Annotated in this window: 15 protein-coding genes; 6 read left to right on the top strand and 9 right to left on the bottom strand. The window is 43.2% G+C overall.

The window, feature by feature from the left end:
• Positions 1-11: 11 nt before the first annotated feature.
• The 3 genes from der to psaK form a co-directional block, all read right to left on the bottom strand.
• Complete coding sequence (gene der, locus V7K84_RS25490) at positions 12-1,382, bottom strand: ribosome biogenesis GTPase Der (protein WP_334842179.1); 1,371 nt, start codon at positions 1,380-1,382, stop codon at positions 12-14.
• A gap of 259 nt (positions 1,383-1,641) precedes the next feature.
• Positions 1,642-2,838 (bottom strand): site-2 protease family protein, encoded by a 1,197-nt coding sequence (locus V7K84_RS25485; RefSeq protein ID WP_334842177.1) that lies wholly within the window; start codon positions 2,836-2,838, stop codon positions 1,642-1,644.
• 338 nt (positions 2,839-3,176) lie between these two features.
• Positions 3,177-3,431 carry a photosystem I reaction center subunit PsaK gene (psaK, locus tag V7K84_RS25480; protein ID WP_334842175.1) on the bottom strand — a complete coding sequence of 85 codons (255 nt, stop codon included), beginning with the start codon at positions 3,429-3,431 and terminating at the stop codon, positions 3,177-3,179.
• 121 nt (positions 3,432-3,552) lie between these two features.
• Between psaK and V7K84_RS25475 the strand changes: the two genes are divergently transcribed.
• The gene (locus V7K84_RS25475; protein WP_334842173.1) at positions 3,553-4,233 is read left to right on the top strand and encodes a phosphoribosylanthranilate isomerase; all 681 of its coding nucleotides are present in this window, start codon (positions 3,553-3,555) and stop codon (positions 4,231-4,233) included.
• Between the two features lie 63 nt (positions 4,234-4,296).
• Here V7K84_RS25475 and folE read toward each other — a convergent pair whose 3' ends face one another.
• The 5 genes from folE to V7K84_RS25450 form a co-directional block, all read right to left on the bottom strand.
• Entirely contained in the window at positions 4,297-5,004 is a 708-nt protein-coding gene (folE, locus tag V7K84_RS25470) for a GTP cyclohydrolase I FolE (RefSeq protein ID WP_334842171.1), read from the bottom strand.
• Between the two features lie 79 nt (positions 5,005-5,083).
• On the bottom strand, positions 5,084-5,809 hold the full coding sequence (locus tag V7K84_RS25465; RefSeq protein ID WP_334842290.1) for an SDR family oxidoreductase: 726 nt from the start codon (positions 5,807-5,809) through the stop codon (positions 5,084-5,086).
• 355 nt (positions 5,810-6,164) lie between these two features.
• Positions 6,165-7,145: an acetyl-CoA carboxylase carboxyltransferase subunit alpha gene (locus V7K84_RS25460; RefSeq protein WP_094349744.1), complete on the bottom strand. Its 981-nt coding sequence runs from the start codon at positions 7,143-7,145 to the stop codon at positions 6,165-6,167.
• 141 nt (positions 7,146-7,286) lie between these two features.
• Positions 7,287-8,306 carry a long-chain acyl-[acyl-carrier-protein] reductase gene (locus V7K84_RS25455; RefSeq protein ID WP_334818000.1) on the bottom strand — a complete coding sequence of 340 codons (1,020 nt, stop codon included), beginning with the start codon at positions 8,304-8,306 and terminating at the stop codon, positions 7,287-7,289.
• A gap of 141 nt (positions 8,307-8,447) precedes the next feature.
• Positions 8,448-9,146: an aldehyde oxygenase (deformylating) gene (locus V7K84_RS25450; protein ID WP_334842167.1), complete on the bottom strand. Its 699-nt coding sequence runs from the start codon at positions 9,144-9,146 to the stop codon at positions 8,448-8,450.
• Positions 9,147-9,326: 180 nt separating this feature from the next.
• Between V7K84_RS25450 and V7K84_RS25445 the strand changes: the two genes are divergently transcribed.
• The 3 genes from V7K84_RS25445 (at position 9,327) to V7K84_RS25435 (ending at position 13,563) form a co-directional block, all read left to right on the top strand.
• Positions 9,327-10,154, top strand: coding sequence for a carbohydrate ABC transporter permease (locus V7K84_RS25445; protein ID WP_334842165.1), 828 nt, complete (start codon positions 9,327-9,329; stop codon positions 10,152-10,154).
• A gap of 452 nt (positions 10,155-10,606) precedes the next feature.
• The gene (locus V7K84_RS25440; protein WP_334842163.1) at positions 10,607-10,933 is read left to right on the top strand and encodes a hypothetical protein; all 327 of its coding nucleotides are present in this window, start codon (positions 10,607-10,609) and stop codon (positions 10,931-10,933) included.
• Positions 10,934-11,100: 167 nt separating this feature from the next.
• Positions 11,101-13,563: a two-partner secretion domain-containing protein gene (locus tag V7K84_RS25435; RefSeq protein WP_334842161.1), complete on the top strand. Its 2,463-nt coding sequence runs from the start codon at positions 11,101-11,103 to the stop codon at positions 13,561-13,563.
• Between the two features lie 169 nt (positions 13,564-13,732).
• Here V7K84_RS25435 and V7K84_RS25430 read toward each other — a convergent pair whose 3' ends face one another.
• Positions 13,733-13,924, bottom strand: coding sequence for a hypothetical protein (locus V7K84_RS25430; protein WP_334842159.1), 192 nt, complete (start codon positions 13,922-13,924; stop codon positions 13,733-13,735).
• Between the two features lie 377 nt (positions 13,925-14,301).
• Between V7K84_RS25430 and V7K84_RS25425 the strand changes: the two genes are divergently transcribed.
• Both V7K84_RS25425 and V7K84_RS25420 read left to right on the top strand, forming a co-directional pair.
• Entirely contained in the window at positions 14,302-14,625 is a 324-nt protein-coding gene (locus tag V7K84_RS25425) for a hypothetical protein (protein WP_334842158.1), read from the top strand.
• 352 nt (positions 14,626-14,977) lie between these two features.
• Positions 14,978-17,296, top strand: coding sequence for a two-partner secretion domain-containing protein (locus V7K84_RS25420; RefSeq protein WP_334842156.1), 2,319 nt, complete (start codon positions 14,978-14,980; stop codon positions 17,294-17,296).
• Positions 17,297-17,326 lie beyond the last annotated feature (30 nt).

The following is a 17,326-nucleotide window of genomic DNA, read 5'->3' as shown; positions in this document are numbered from 1 at the left end:
CGTCTCTATTCCTAACTTATTTTGACGCGAGTTGCTCTATTAACATTACCACTTTCGGCATCACGGACTTTCTTGCTCCGCCACAGTAAAATAATTGGCGTGCCTTTAAATCCTAGCTGTTGCCGGAATTGGCGTTCAATGTAGCGGCGGTAGTTGTCGTTGAAGCGTTTCGAGTCGTTGACAAATAGTGCGATCGTTGGTGGTTGGCTGCTGACTTGTGTACCATAATAAATCTTCCCTTGACGCCCACCACGGGATGCCGGCGGTGAATGCCAACTGACGGCATCTGTTAAGACTTCGTTAATTACTGATGTGCTGACACGGCGTTTGTGTGACTCAGCCGCCGTTTTCACCAATTCTAAAATCTTTTCTACCCGTTGTCCTGACAAGGCACTCACAAAGATTGTTTCTGCCCATTCGGTAAAATGTAACCGTGATTGCAGAGTTTTTTCGTAGTCGTAAATTGTGTAAGAGTCTTTTTCGACAGCATCCCACTTATTAACGACGATGATGCAAGCTCGACCTTCTTCGATAATCCGCCCAGCTAATTTTTGGTCTTGCTCGGTGACTCCATCTACGGCATCTATTACTAATAAAACCACGTCAGCACGGCGAATCGCTTTGAAAGCCCGGTTAATACTAAAGAATTCTGTGCCGTATTCGATGTGTTTCTTTTTGCGAATGCCGGCGGTGTCAATCAAACGGTAGGTTTGTCCTTCCCGTTCAATGACAGTATCAATAGCATCGCGGGTAGTGCCAGAAATGGGGCTGACAATTGCCCTTTCTTCCCCGACAAAAGAATTGAGTAAGCTCGATTTGCCAACATTCGGACGTCCCACAATTGCTACTTTGATTTCATTCGTTTCTGGGATGTCTTCAATAGCAGGGATGTGATTAACTAACTCGTCGAGTAACTCTCCTGTGCCACTGCCATGAATCGCGGAGATGGGGTAAGGTTCGCCCAATCCCAATTCCCAAAATTCGGCAGCTTGCATTAAGCCTTGTTCTGGCGATTCACATTTATTTACAGCTAGTAGGACAGGTAAGGGTTGTTGGCGCATCCATTCGGCGATTTCTAAATCTGCCGAGGTGGGGCCTGTTTGACCATCGACGACAAAAATAGCGCCACAAGCTTCTGCAAGGGCTGTCATTGCCTGTTGGCGAATCAGTGGTAAAAATTCGGTATCATCATTAAAAACTAAACCACCAGTGTCTACCACTAAAAATTCACGATCATTCCAGAAAGCTGGAAGATAAGTGCGATCGCGTGTCACTCCCGGTTCATCATGGACAATCGCCGTTTGTTCCCCGGCGAGTCGATTAACCAGGGTGGATTTGCCCACATTTGGGCGTCCGATAATTGCAACAATTGGCAGTGCCATAAAACCAGGGTAAGTGAGAGGTGTAGTATATCACGTTCCTCCATTTTACTCGCTTTAAACTTGAAGATTTAATAATTTCCCATCATTTGAGGCGATGTCTACGATGGGCTGTTTGGTAACGCCATACTTTGAAAAATAAAAAAGGTAGGAAATCCTCCTACCTTTTACCCAAAAAAAGCATTTTGTAACCAAATACCAAATTAAATATCACACACGCTTTTGACGTATCTATTGCAAACCTATGACGAGGGTGTGACGTTTAATTTGTAGCTGATTTCGCGATTACTCCCAGTTGCAACCCAGGCGGATAGCTACCTTCTTCCTTGATGCGCTTAATTTCAGCATCGGTTATTTGCAAATTTAACTTTTGTACCAGCGATCGCACAATATCTCCCCGGTCAATTACACCAGCTACAGCACCAGCCGGAGAAAGGACGGTAATTCGAGGTAACTGCTCATTTTCTAGCTTGTTAATGACCTCAGCGATCGCTGTTGACTCTGCAACGGTAGGTATTTCTGTCAGCGGATGCACTATGCTGTGTAAAGTTTCGGTTTCCCATTGACTCCTTTGGGTTAAACGGAAATCGTCAATGGAAACTAGACCCCGGTAACGTCCATCAGAAGCAGCAAAATAAACCTGTGAGGGATTAGTTTCTAACAGGTATAAATCAGCAAAGGAACGCAATGTCTGGTCAGCATCAATTACGCGAAAGTCACGAGTCATCGCATCAGCCGCCACCACCTTGAGTAGACTTTCTTGCAATGTAGTCATGTTGTCATAGGTGTTAGCGTTGCGGACAGCAAACCAACCCAACAGCGCAATCCACAAACCAACTACTAACTCTCTGGTGACGAAATCTACAACAAATCCTAAAGCGATCGCACTATAACCCAATATTTGCCCAGCCCTTGCAGCCCAGTGTACGGCTTGAAAACGATTACCTGTGATTTGCCATAGTGCTGCTTTTAACACTTGTCCCCCATCTAGAGGTAAGCCGGGAATCAGGTTAAATAGAGCCACCACCAAGTTAATTCTTGCCAAATCTCCAACCATGACACTGAGGGGATTAGTATCAGGTATTACAAAAGCTGCCAGACGAAGTAGGACAAATAGGATGATACTCACCAAAGGGCCAGCGATCGCAACTTGAAAGGCTTTGAAAGGAGTTTTAGATTCTTCTTCAATGGCAGCAATCCCGCCAAACATAAATAGGGTAATTGAATTAACTCTAATGCCTTGCGATCGGGCTACCAAGCTATGACCCAACTCATGTAACAACACCGAACCAAATAGCAGCAGTGCCATAACTATTCCAGCACTCCAAGCTATAACAGACCCCCATTCCTGATAAGCTACCCCAAAATTCAGGGTTGCCAACCCTAAAATCACAAACCATAACGGGTCTAAAAACAAGGGAATTCCAAATAATGACCCAATTCTCCAATTTGTTTGCATTACACTGCCCTAAAACTAGATATAATCAGTACTTTTTATACTGAGATCCTATGCATATTCGTATACACATTTATATTGAGCATCAATTCGGTAGTAACGAGTGACGAAATGCCCTTATTTCTAGAATAGACAATTAATGCCTGTGAGCAAAACTCTGGAATTGGGAATTGGGCATGAGGTTAGGGTAAAGGTAAGAGGTAACAGGTGACAGGGAATAATCTATACCCTTTACCCTGTAACCTATTCCCTTCTTCACTCCTACTCCCCCTGCCCAAAATCATTTTTGGGAGTTTTGCATTGATAGCGGGGTTACAAGTAACACCTCTGTCATCACAAAACTATAGACGACCGATGTTAGTCAATCCTAAAACGATGCCAACGCCAATAATATGGCCAAAAGCCATAGCAGCAACGAATGTGGGAATACTAATTGGCAGGATAGGGAACTTGGGGCCAACTAGGGGTTTTTCAATCTTAGTACTTAGCAAAACAACTACTAAGCTACTGATGCTGATGATAATTCCTACTGTAGGATTCCACGCAGGTGTTGCGGGAACAGTTTCAGCTGCTGCTAATAAAATAGAGGAAATCAAGCTTTTGTCTCCTAAATGGAAAAGTTAATGTAGACCTACAAGATTATAAAATTACAAGGCCCAAAAATTTTTTAGATAGTTTAGACTTTTCTGATAATTAGTTTTAATTTGTTAAATATTCATGCGCGTTAAGATTTGCGGTATCACTCAACCACAGCAGTCTATAGCGATCGCCTCTCTAGGCGCAACGGCACTAGGATTTATTTGTGTGCCAAACTCACCTCGTTACGTAACTACATCCCAAATTCGGGCAGCAGTGGCAGAACTCCCGGCAAATATTGACACAATTGGGGTTTTTGCCAACGCTAGTATCCCTGAAATCAGCCAGATAGTTGCTGATTCTGGATTGACTGGTGTGCAGTTACACGGAGATGAATCACCAGATTTTTGCTACCAATTGCGTCAAGTTTTACCTAATATTGAAATTATTAAAGCACTGAGAATTCGTAGTCTTGAGCATCTTGACACAACGGCTGATTACACCAAATTTGTAGATACTTTGCTACTTGACGCCTACCATCCGCAACACCTGGGTGGTACAGGCAAAACTTTAGATTGGACAATGCTAGAGCAATTTAGCCCTAGTTGTCCTTGGCTTTTAGCAGGAGGATTAACAGTGGATAATATTGTGCAAGCCCTAAATCAGGTTAATCCTAGCGGCGTTGATTTATCTAGTGGTGTGGAACGGACACCAGGAGATAAGGATTTAGATAAAGTAGCCAAGTTGTTTGAGAAATTGGGGAGTAGGGAGTGGGGAGCAGAGGAGCAGGGGAGCAGAGGAGCAGAGGAGAAGTTGCAGTAAGTCTTTCTCTTGTGCCCCTCTGCCCTTCCGCTTCCCTGCCTCTTATGCCCCATACTCCACACCTTAAAAGAATGCTGGTTGGTGGCGAATCAAGTTAAAAAATTCTTCGCGGGTTTTGTGTTCCTCTTGGAACGCACCAACCATTGCGCTAGTGACAGTCCAAGAACCTGGTTTCTGAACGCCACGCATTACCATGCACATGTGGCTAGCTTCCATCACTACAGCAACGCCTTGAGGTTCCAGAATAGTCTGGATTGCTTCGGCAATTTGGCGAGTTAGTCTCTCTTGTACTTGTAAGCGCCGGGAATACATCTCAACAATCCGGGCCAGCTTACTCAGTCCGACAACTTTTTGGTTGGGAATATAAGCAACGTGCGCTCTACCCATAAATGGCAGCATGTGGTGTTCGCACAGACTAAAGAAGTTAATATCTCTAACAAGTACCATCTCGCTATGCCCTTCATCAAAGATGGCATCGTTAACGAGTTCTTCAAGAGATTGGTTGTAGCCACTGGTAAGAAACCGCATTGCTTCGGCTACTCGTTTGGGTGTTTTCAGGAGTCCTTCGCGTTCGGGATCTTCACCAACTCCCAATATTAGTGTCCGCACGGCATCCTTCATTTCCTCCATCTGTTCCTCTTTTGGCGGGAACACATCCGCTTGTCGCCCGTTATGAGTATTGCGATCCGGTCTAGGAGTTATGGCTTCTGCCAAGTCGGGAATCAGAGGCGATTGAGAGCAATTGGAACCGTTGGAACTAGCAATAGTCATGATTCAGTCTTGGTTATGGTTTTAATTTAGTTATGAGTTAAAAATTCTAACTCCTAACTTCTAACTTCTAACTTCGCAATTAGAGTGCGCCAGCACTGGGCATCACGGTCAATTCATCAATAACTGCCTGTTGTGGTAACAGAACTGTGTAGAGAATTGATTGAGCCACAATTTCCGGGGTTAACATTTTAGAACGGTCTAAGTTGACATGGACTGTTTCTGTATCCCAAAGTTCGGTATTGACTGCGCCGGGACAAATAGCTGTGACACGAATGCCATGAATGCGTTCTTCTTGTGCCAGGGTTTGAGAGAGGGCTATCAAACCAGCTTTGCTGACGCTGTATGCTCCCCAACCAGGAAAGGGCTGCTTGGCCGAAATTGAGGCGATGTTGATAATTGTGCCTATGCCCCGATCGCGCATTGAAGGTAAAATCCCCACAATGCACTGAAACACACTGGTGAGATTCAAATCAATTACCTGCTGCCAGCCCTCTAGGGGGATTTCGCTCAAAGCGCCTGTATAGGCAATGCCAGCATTGTTTACCAGAATGTTTATATCACCAAAGTCAAGGGCGATCGCTTGGATCTTGTCTTTGACTTCGGAGATCCGCGCTAAATCTACAGCGTAAGCTTTCGCTTCCACCCCAGTATGCTCTACGGCTTCTCTTACCGCCTCCAATTTATCCAAAGAACGGCTGACTAAGGCGACATCTATTCCCGCTTTCGCAAAGGCTAAAGCCGTTGCTTTCCCAATTCCACTACTTGCCCCAGTAATTAGGGCGCGTCGTTTTTGCTCAACACTCATGGTGTCTCCCAATTTTTTGGCAGTTCCCAAAACCTATTACCATCCAATTATTCACACTTCTCGGTTTGGATAGATTAAAGGAATCTAAAAATATGATGATTTCCATTAGGCAAATGCTATGACGCAGCACAACATTCCCTATTTTGTGGGTTTTAGCAGTGAAGACAACAAATTGTTGCCTGGAAAACCACGCCGTACATTCAAATTAGATTATTTACATAAGACAAAACCCACTCAATCAAATTGAGTAGATTTGCCAAATATGCAAATGCCTATGGCTAGATTGTTAAAAATCTTTAAGCACATAGGCAATTATAGCATTGCTGCTTTACTAATAAATGATTATGCAGTGCCGTTAGTGGGCAACTTCTGTAAAAACACCAATTTTGCGGAATTTTTCATAGCGCAGTTGACGGCGTTCTGGAGCGGTTAAACGATTGAGTTCGTCTAAATTTTCCATCAGCACTTGCTTGAGAGTAGTAGCGGCTTTTAAGGGGTCGGAATGAGCGCCACCAGTGGGTTCAGGCAGTATTTGGTCGATAATTCCCAACTTTTTCAGGTCATGGGAAATAATTTTTAGCGCCACAGCGGCTTGAGGAGCTTTACCAGCATCTTTCCACAAAATGGCGGCGCAGGCTTCGGGAGTGGCGACGGTATAAACGGAGTGTTCAAACATGAGTAGGCGATCGCCTACACCAATACCAAGGGCGCCACCAGAACCACCTTCACCGATAACTGTGCAGATAATTGGCACATCCAAGCAAAACATTTCCCGTAAGTTGTAAGCGATCGCTTCTCCTTGACCTTGATGTTCTGCTTCTACCCCAGACCAAGCTCCCGGCGTGTCGATAAAGGTTAGTATCGGCATACTAAACTTGTTGGCGTGTTCCATCAACCGCATAGCTTTGCGATAGCCCCCAGGGTAAGGCATTCCAAAGTTGCGGGCAATATTGTCTTTAGTATCGCGTCCTTTTTGATGACCCAACATCACCACAGGTTGCCCACTCAGACGACCAACACCACCAACTAAAGCCGGATCGTCACCACCACAGCGATCGCCATGCAATTCCATCCATTCATCACTAATTGCCTGAATGTAATCGAGAGTACTGGGGCGACGCGGATGACGAGCGACTTGTAATCGCTGGGACGGGGATAGACTAGTGAAAATTTCCTCACGTAGTTGCATGGCGCGTGCTTCTAGTTGACGAATTTGACCAGAAACATCGACGCCATTTTCTTCTGCAAGTTGCCGAATTTGATCGATTCGGGTTGCGAGTTCTGCTAGGGGCTTTTCAAAATCTAACAGTAGCGGTTTACGCTCGGTAGTTGCCATCGTAGGGGTTATAAGTACGAGTTATAAGTTATCTATCCTTTTGTCCTTTGTCAGTTGTCCTTTGTCAGTTGTCCTTTGTCCTTTGCAAATAACAAATGACTAATGACCAATGACTAATGACTAATAACCAATGACCAATGACTAAACCAGCAGCGGTCTAAATCCATGTTTCACTGATACCTTACCAATCTGCTCCATTTTGTCTACGGTAATCTGATTCCGTCCCCACGAAAAGTTCGTGTATAACTTCTCAAATTCCAACAGCATTGATTCGGCAAAACAAGCAAACAGCTGGCGGGCTGGCACGTCCATATTGACGATTTTCATAATTTTCCAGTCAATATCCAGGGAATGCTCGACAATCCCACCATTTAACACATATACACCAGGATGCTGAACTTTTGTTGCTAAGTTTTTAGGATAGCCACCATCAATCAATAAACAGGGTTGTTTCAAAGTGGTCGGGTCAATTTCTACGCCTCTGGGCATACTAGCAACCCAAACTACAACGTCAGCTTCAGGCAGTGCTTCTGTCAAACCCATGATTTTTCCTCGCCCCAGTTCGCCTTGCAGTTCTTTGAGGCGTTCTTGGTCGCGGGCGATCAACAAAAGTTCTTTGACATCTGTTTTCGCATCTAGCCAACGGGTAACTGCACTACCAATATCCCCAGTTGCCCCACATATAGCAACAGTGGCTTTTGACAGATCGATTCCCAATTGTTTTGAGGCTTCTTCCACCTGCTTACAAATAATGTAGGCAGTATGTGTGTTTCCTGTGGTGAAGCGTTCAAACTCTAGTTTAATGTTGCGGACTTGGCTAAACTGGTCTAACTTAAAGTTTTCAAAAATAATCGACGAAAATCCGCCTAAAGCTGTAATGTTAATGCCATGCTTTTGTGCGTGAGCCATCGCGTTGAGGATTTTGCGCGTCGCGGCTTTGATGCGCCTACTGGCCAGCATCTCTGGCAAAAAGCAAGATTCTACATACCGCCCTTCAATTTTTTGCCCAGTTACACTGGTGACAATAATGGTATCGACAATTTGCGGTGGGGCGCTGCACCAAAAGTCTAGCCCTTGATCGGCATATTCTGGGTATCCCAATTCTTTAGCTACCGATTGAGCGTGTTCTAAACTAGTCAGATGTCCAATTAGACCAAACATGTAGTGATTATTAGGCTTGTGCTGTCTTGAGGCGTGGAATATGTTAAGTGGTTCAGCAGTCCTGAGTCCTAAGTCCTGAGTTCTGAAGTTCTGATAAATTTGAACTATTCAGCACTCAGCACTCGTTACTCAGCACTGTATTTAAGCGGCTATTAGTCCGTAGGCTGACAAGCGCATGATATCGCGAGTCGTGAAGCCTATGTTACTTAATGCTTCACCGTATTGAATCATAAAGTCTTCTACCAAAGCATCTTTTTCCATTGCCATTGTGTGGGCATCACCCTCTACTTGGTTAAGCATTTTCCAGACGATGGGTAAGTTCTGGCGATTTGCAAGTTCAAGTTCAGCTTTGGATTCTGTGAAATGCTCTTTCAACCATACTTCTCCAAAGTTGAGATGGCTATATTCTTCTTTTACTACTCCTTCCGTGATTTTGCGGGCAAAAGCGTCGGCAACGGGGATGTAAATGTTATATGCTGCGATCGCAAAACATTCGATAATCAAAGACTGAATTAACAGACAAGTGACGACCTTGCCTTCTGCTGCTGCTGTTTGGAAATTCTGGTGTAATCCAGAGAAAAATTCCTTAGCAAATTGCAAATCTGGGGTAACATCCAAATTGCGTCCACAAGCTTCAAATCCTTTCTTGTGTCGGCTTTCCATCTTGGAGAGGCGAATCAATTCATCATGAGATTCTGGCAGAAGTTCGGCTAATGTGATGTAATTTTCATGGGCTTCTTGTTCCCCTTCAATCACGATCGCATTAATCCGGCTATAAGCATCTTTGTATGTTTCGCTCTTGAAATCTAATTCTTTAAATTGGTCTGCAAGCTGCTGCATGGTTATGTTTACTCCTGTAAACTTGAATTATTTGAAACCAGGATTCAATTTACCCTATGAACTGAGGGTAACAATGTCTGTGGTTTAATTTAACTTAACAAGTAGACTATGTTTATAGATTAATAGTTGCTGGGGGCAATGCTCTAGTACTAGCGAAATAAATGCTTTGCGGCTCAAGTTATGTCTAAACCAAACCCGAATGTGAAATCCGGTGATTTTTTGAGCCTAGTAATCTTACTGCTAGGGGCATTTATCGTTCTACTACCGCTGTTTGTGGTCTTTCTCACCTCCTTTGCACCGACATCCGCCAGCCCAGAAAATTTGTTCAAAAATAACTGGTCTTTAGCAAATTACCGCGTTGCGTGGCAACAAGGAAAATTTTTGCTGGCGTTTGCTAATTCTACCTTGGTAGCGATCGCTGTGACGGCGTTTCAGATTGTCACTTCTGCTTTAGCTGGTTACGCCCTAGCACGATTGAAGTTTCGGGGACGCCAAGCACTGCTATTAGTCGTTTTAGCAACTTTAGTGATTCCCTTTCAGTTATTGGTGATTCCCATCTTTTTGGTATTGAAGTGGGGACACCTGATAAATACATACTGGGCACTGATTTTACCCACTGCGGTTAGCGGATTTGGGATTTTCTTATTACGTCAGTATTTCCAGACAATTCCCGTGGAATTAGAGGAAGCCGCAGCTATAGATGGGGCGAACCGACTGCAAATTTTGTGGCGGGTGATGTTACCTTTAGCCCGTCCAGCATTGGTGACGCTGTTTTTGTTCACCTTTATCGGTGAGTGGAATGATTTGTTTAAGCCTCTGGTATTTACGACAAGACCAGAATTAAGGACGGTGCAACTAGCGTTGGCTGAGTTTCAGGAGCAATTTACGAATAATTGGCCCTTGATGATGGCGGCAGTGACAATAGCCACAGTTCCAGTGATGGTATTATTCCTCATCGGTCAGCGTCAATTTCTTCAGGGCATTGCTGCCACAGGGATTAAGAATTAGCAGGGAAACAGGCGGTAAGTGGAAGCCCGATTTTAGTTACTAGACGAGACGCCCACTCAACAATAAATAATTTGAATTGGGGACTTCCAATAAATAAATTATCCAAATAAACGTAGACGCATTCGCGGAGCGTCTCTAAGAGTTGCGGCTTGCCGCAGGCTACCACAGAGACAAGGCAGCGCGGTCTTCTCCCAAGGGGAGACGCCAAGGGCGATGGGGGTTTCCCCCATGAGCGACTGCCGCGCAGAGAACACAGAGAGAAGAGAAATAGAGAGGATTTTGGCGTCAGTTTTGGGATATTTTTTTATTTGGAAGTCCCTTGGTATTACTTAAAAAATAGCTGTAAAGAAAATCCCGCAGGAAAATTATGAACTTTTATGACACTGAGCGTAATCATTGCTAACTAAACTGAAGCAATAATTATACACATCCCGTCAGGAACGAAAACACTCATGAGTTCTCAACAAGTCATAGATCCTCAAATATTACAGCAGTTACAAGAAGAGATTCAGCAGAAAATGGATCAAAGCTTAGAAAACGCTGACTTACACTCAGTGCTTGAAAAGTACGGCTTATTAGAATATAGAGTCTTGAGAATTCATTGGCAGTGTAATCTCGATCCCAATCAACTCAAATCTGATGATGCAGTTGACGAACAGCAACCCAATGCATTATTGGCGGAAACTGCAAGACCTTCAATACCAGAAATTGTGTTAGTCAAAAAAGCATTGTGTATACCTTGCCCATCAACTGGCAGTCCTTTAGGCTGTTACTGCTAAATAATTTAATCTTCGGACTGCAAAGAGTTTATTCTAGTGAATGTAAAAATACTAAACTTTGCTTTTATGTAGTATTTAGGTTACAGAGATAACATCAACGTATTAAGATCGCTACTTAGCAAAAAGCAGTATTTTAATAAACTCTGATGTTTTGAGCGCCAGTTTTCATGTCTCAAAATCGAAGCAGTTGCCACTGGAAGTTAGGAATAGTGAGTACTTTAGTAATTGCTAGAGTGCTCACTTTTGCTGAGAGTTTTGCCTTAGCTCAAATTCAAAAAGATGCCACACTTGGATCAGAAAGTTCAATCATTACACCAAAGCTCATCAATGGTCAGCCTATAGACCAAATTGATGGTGGAGCAGTTCGTGGTACAAACTTGCTCCACAGCTTTGAAAAATTTTCTATCTCTGCGGGAACGACAGCCCATTTTAACAATGCAATCAGTATTCAGAACATCATCAGTCGGGTGACAGGCAATTCTGTTTCTAATATAGATGGCATTCTCAAAGCTAACGGCACAGCCAACGTATTTTTGATTAATCCTAACGGCATTGTTTTTGGGCCCAAGGCTTCTTTAAATATTGGCGGTTCGTTTGTGGCTAGTACGGCGAGTAGTTTGAACTTTGCTGATGGTACAAACTTTAGTGCTACATCACCTCAAACTGCACCTCTACTCACAGAAAGTGTTCCTATAGGTTTACAATTCGGAACAACTGCTCGACCTATCCGCAATCAATCCCAAGCAAGTCCCAATAATGCAATTAATACCTTCGGACAAGGTGTTGGTCTACAAGTGCAGCAAGGCAAAACCCTAGCACTTATAGGCGGTGATATAACGCTAGAGGGCGGAAATTTAACGGCAAGTGGGGGAAGAATTGAGTTAGGAAGCGTTGCTGGCAATAGTTTGGTTGGTCTGAGTTCAACGAATCAAGGTTGGGTATTAGGATATGAAGGTGTTCAAAATTTTCAGAACATCGAACTCACCCAGCAAAGTGAGATTCCATCTACTGTAGATACCAGTGGCAAAGGTGGCGGTAATATCCATTTGCAAGGACAACGAGTACTGGTAACTGACAGTTCACAAATTTTGGCTCTTACTCTGGGAGCGCAACCAGGAGGAAATTTAACAGTGAACGCTTCCGAGTCTGTAGAACTTGGACTAAATGCGTTCTTGTCTACTGGAACTCTCGGCACTGGAAATTCTGGAGATATAAATATCACTACCAGAAAGTTGATTGCCAAAGATGGAGCGCAAGTCTTAATGTTCAATCTTGGTTCGGGATTGGCGGGGCAATTGACTATCAACGCCTCAGATTCCGTAGAACTAATTGCAGGCATCCCCATTTCTCCTTTGCCAGATGGTAGTGATTTAACATCCAGTGGATTATTTAGTGCAACTTATGGCACTCCCAATGCTGGCAGCATAACAATTAATACTGGAAAGTTACGTATCGAGGGAGGGGCAGCAATCTCAACAAGTTCTGAAGGTATACTTAGACGTTTTTCTAACCAATTTATACCAGCTACAGGAAATGGAGGAGATTTGATAGTGAACGCCTCTGAGTCCGTAGAATTAATGGGAACCTCAGCAAACGGTTCTAGGCTCAGTAGCTTGTTTGCTGGCACTCAAGGGACTGGAAATGGCGGCAACTTGACCCTAACTACAGGGCAATTGATTATCAAAGATGGGGCAGCAATAACTGTGAGCAGTGAAGCTCGAAAAAATGTTAACTATCAAGGGGGTGTACCCAATTTAGGTCTAGCAGGCGAACTCAATATAAGCGCTCGTTCCATCCTGCTGGATAAAGGAAAACTCACATCTAATAGTGAGTCAGGTAAAGGCGGTGACATTGCGGTACAGGTGCGGGACTTATTACTGATGCGTCGCAACAGTCAAATCTCTACTAATGCTGGAGGTGACAAAACTGGCGGTAATATCACTATCAATGTACCTAATGGCTTCCTCGTCGCCACTCCCTTCGGAAATAGCGATATTACCGCTAACGCCAACTTTGGTTCTGGTGGTAAAATCGCGATCGCTGCTAAGAATACCTTTGGGTTTGTGTCACGCACCCGTGCAGAGGTGGAGAAGCTCGATCCGAAATATATAAACCCGAATAACATCCCAACAAGTGACATCACTGCATTTTCTCAGCAAAACCCTTCATTAAGTGGCACTGTACAAATCAACTCACCGGATGCTGACCCCAGTAAAGGATTAGTGGAACTACCTGTAAATCTGGTTGATGCTTCGCAGCAAATTGTTGCTGGTTGTAGTTCTGGTGGAAAAATAGGAAGAAGTTCATTTGTTACTACTGGGCGTGGAGGAATACAAGCCGATCCCACGGAGCCATTGATAGCTGATGATGCCGTGCTAGCAGATTGGATCGCGCTCCCTCCAGAGAGTCAGAATCGTGCTGGCGGTATTCAGGAAAGAGCGGTTGTTCAGGTGCAGGGAAACACAGAAGAAAAATCACAGAAGGTTAATTCTGTTAATGAACCTACTCAAATTGTAGAAGCCCAAGGATGGGTAATCGATGCCAATGGGAACGTGGTTCTGGTTGCTCAAGTACCCACTGCATCACCCCATAACTCCTCACTTGTCGCGACATCTTGCACTGCTAATTAAAAATTGAGATTCTCATAATTTTTGTTGGTGCGTAGGCGTAGACCGTCGTAGACACCGCTGATTTGCAATGAACTTTATATGAGCGATCGCTTTTTTTACTCAAATAGGTGTGAGTGCGATCGCTGATTCGCTATGGACTTTATATAAGCGATCGCTCCTTGTAATCAACTCATCTGTGGGTGCGTTGGCGTAGCTCGTCGTAGACATCAGTGATTCGCAATGACACTTCAAACAAGCGATCGCCTCTTCTACTAAACTCAGATGTGGTGCGATCGCTTGTTTGCAATGAGCTTGATACGATCGCCCTTTCCATTAAATCAGTGCGTTGGCGTAGACCTTCGTAGATATCGCTGCTTTGCAATGAACTTTATATGAGCGATCGCCTTAATAAAGCTTCTAAGTTTATCCAAACCGTCAGAGAGTGTGAGACTTGAGAAGATATCAATTACTCAATTCTCTTGAGCGGTCAACGGTCAGTAGCCAGATTTATGAATGCTTAAAGCAAATCCGGCAGAAATATATGAAGTTTTGTAACACCATGCGTAATTATAACTAGTCAAGCTGAAGTCATAATTATCGGAGTTCACAAGAGCGTTAGAAACTTAATGCTTTTGTACCACTCTAGACTTTGTATTATTGATTCCTTCGTTGCCAAACTGTACTAATCAAACTCGCGTTAATTTAGTACATTACAAAATAAATTTACACATTTACCAGTCTGCAAGGAGAGCAAAATTTATGGAATCTCAAACTTCACAGCAAGCAGCCATCGATTCTCAAAAATTACAGAAGTTACAAGACGAAATTCAACAGGAAATGTATGAGATTCTGAAGAATACTAACTTCGGTAAGATACTCAAAAAGTACGGTATTTCAAGACAAGAAGTTCTTCAATTTCAGTACACACTCGATCTAACTAAACTCCAATCTGGTGATGCTGGTGAAGACAAACAAGTTGCGCAATTTTCACTAGTAATTCCAGGTAAGCATATTAGGCTATCGGGTTGCACTTGTTGGTCAAATGATGTACACGACTTTGTTAACTGTCCGTGCCCTCCTTAACAGTTTTATTAACTTAATACTAAGGTAAGCATATCTAAAACAACCAGTAATCTTTCAGTAATAAAGTTGACAATAGTACTAATGACAAGCAATCTAATAAGTAGTTAAAGAGAAAAATATTCTTTTTAAACAGGTAAAATAAAATTTTTGTAGAGGTAAAATATTTTTATACCTCTACATTCTTATCTTTTTAAACAATAAATATAATCGTATTTAATAAATACCAAAACGCATATTAACGAGTTTAATATTGTAGTTGATTGAGATAGATATAGTTAGTTTCTAGAGTAGAGGTATAGCGTAACGATACATTTAGTAAATGTTACTTTTTTATAAGAGTTTATTATTGAGTATGAGTATTTTTTTTGGCAGATTTAAAGGTTTAGGAATTGTAATAGCTGGAGCAGTAGCTTTTTCTGGAACTTCTGCTATTGCCCAAATCACCCAGGACGGTACTTTACCTAATAATTCTCAAGTTACAACACAGGGGAATATCACAAGTATTGAAGGTGGAACCCGATTAGCAGGCAACTTATTCCATAGTTTTAAGGAGTTTTCTGTACTTAATGGGACTACGGCTGAGTTTAAAAATACTGAGGGTGTTCAGAACATTATTAGTCGGGTAACGGGTAAGTCCATTTCTAATATTGATGGCATTCTTAAAGCTAACGGTACAGCTAACCTGTTTTTAATTAATCCTAACGGGATTATTTTTGGTACTCATGCTTCTTTAAACATCGGTGGTTCATTTATTGCAACTACAGCGAGTAGTCTTAACTTTGCCGATGGGACAAAATTTAGTGCCACAGAACCCCTAACTACACCCCTGCTGACAGTAAGTGTTCCCATTGGTTTACAATTCGGAGCAACTGCGGCTCCCATCCGCAATCAATCCCAAGCAGATAATAGTCAAGATGGGATCACAACTAATATCTTCCAACAACCTGTTGGTCTAAAATTAAATCAAGGCAAAACTTTGGCACTTGTAGGTGGTGACATAACTCTAGAGGGCGGAAATTTAACAGCAGCATCCGGACAAATTGAGCTAGGAAGTGTTGCTAATAATAGTTTAGTTACTCTGAAACCAATAGACCAAGGTTGGAGTTTGGGATATGAAGGTGTCCAAAATTTCCAGAATATTCAAATAATCCAGCGAATTGCAGACGGTAAAGAGTTTCCATCTCAGGTAGATGCTAGTGGTGAAGGTGGCGGTAATATCCAGGTGCAGGGCAACTTTATTGAACTAACTGGTCAGCGTGTGCGCTTGGTAAGTCAGACTAAAGGTGACAGAAATGGCAACGACTTAACAATTACTGCTAAGAAATTAATTGTTCAAGACGGTGCAAAAGTAGCTACTTCTACTATAAGCAGTGGTGCAGCAGGGAATTTGACCGTGAATGCTTCCGAGTCAGTGGAGCTAATTGGTAGCACTTTGCCAAATGCTATTACTGAATTAATTGGTATAACCGCTGGTAAAGGAAAGGCTGGTGACATTACAATCAACACTAGGAGATTGCGTATTAAAGATGGAGCAAGAGTTATAGCAGATTCTAGTGCATTGATAGAGGACTCACAAGCTACACTATCTGAAGGAGCAGGAGGGAACGTAACTGTTAATGCGTTGGAGTCCGTAGAGCTAATTGGAACCACAGCAGAAGATGATCCTAGCAGCTTGTCTGCTAAAACTTTCGGACTTGGCGAGTCTGGGAACGCGACAATTACTACAGAGAAATTGATTGTCCGGGATGGAGCTGAAATAAACGTAAGCGTTTTAGGGGATGGACGCAACCAAGGAAAAACATCAGGCGAAATCAATGTAACTGCTCACTCCATCTTGCTGGATAAGAAAGGACAAATTATATCTAACACTAAATCAGGGCGCGGCAGTAATATTTCACTACAGGTACGGGACTTATTACTGATGCGCGGTAACAGTCAAATAACCACTAATGCAAAGAGTGATGGAGATGGCGGTAATATCACCATTAATGCACCTAATGGCTTTATCGTCGCCACTCCCTTCGGAAACAACGATATCACCGCCAACGCCGTCTCTGGCTCTGGTGGGAAAATCACAATCACCACTAAGAACATCTTTGGTTTTGTGCCCCCCACCCGTGCAGACGTACAGAGACTCGATCCAAAGGAAATCGACCCGAATAACCTGCTAACAAGTGACATCACAGCATTTTCTCAGCAAAACCCTACATTAGATGGCACTGTCCAAATCAACTCACCAGATGCTGACCCCAGTAAAGGATTAGTAGAACTACCCGTAAATTTGATTGATGCTTCGCGGCAAATTGTTGCTAGTTGTAGTACTGGTGGAAAAATAGCAAGAAGTTCATTTATTACCACTGGACGTGGAGGACTGGTAGCCGATCCCACACAGCCATTGATAGCTGATGATGCGGTGTTGGCAGATTGGATTGCGCTTCCTCCAGAGAGTCAGAATCGTGTCGGCGGTATTCAGAAAAGAGCTGTTGTTCAGGCACAGCGACATACAGAACACAAATCACAGAAAGTAAATTCTGTCAATGAACCTACTCAAATTATAGAAGCCCAAGGCTGGGTAGTGGATGCCAATGGGAATATAGTTCTAGTTGCTCAAGTACCCACAGCGACGCCCCATAACTCCTCGCTCACCGCTACATCTTGCGCTGCTCATTAAAATTTGAGATATGGCGGTATTTCGTAACTT

Source organism: Nostoc sp., from assembly GCF_036917315.1.
Classification (GTDB): domain Bacteria; phylum Cyanobacteriota; class Cyanobacteriia; order Cyanobacteriales; family Nostocaceae; genus Nostoc.
The sequence above is the reverse complement of the archived record's forward strand: the minus strand, read 5'-3'. Positions and strand labels throughout refer to the sequence as shown.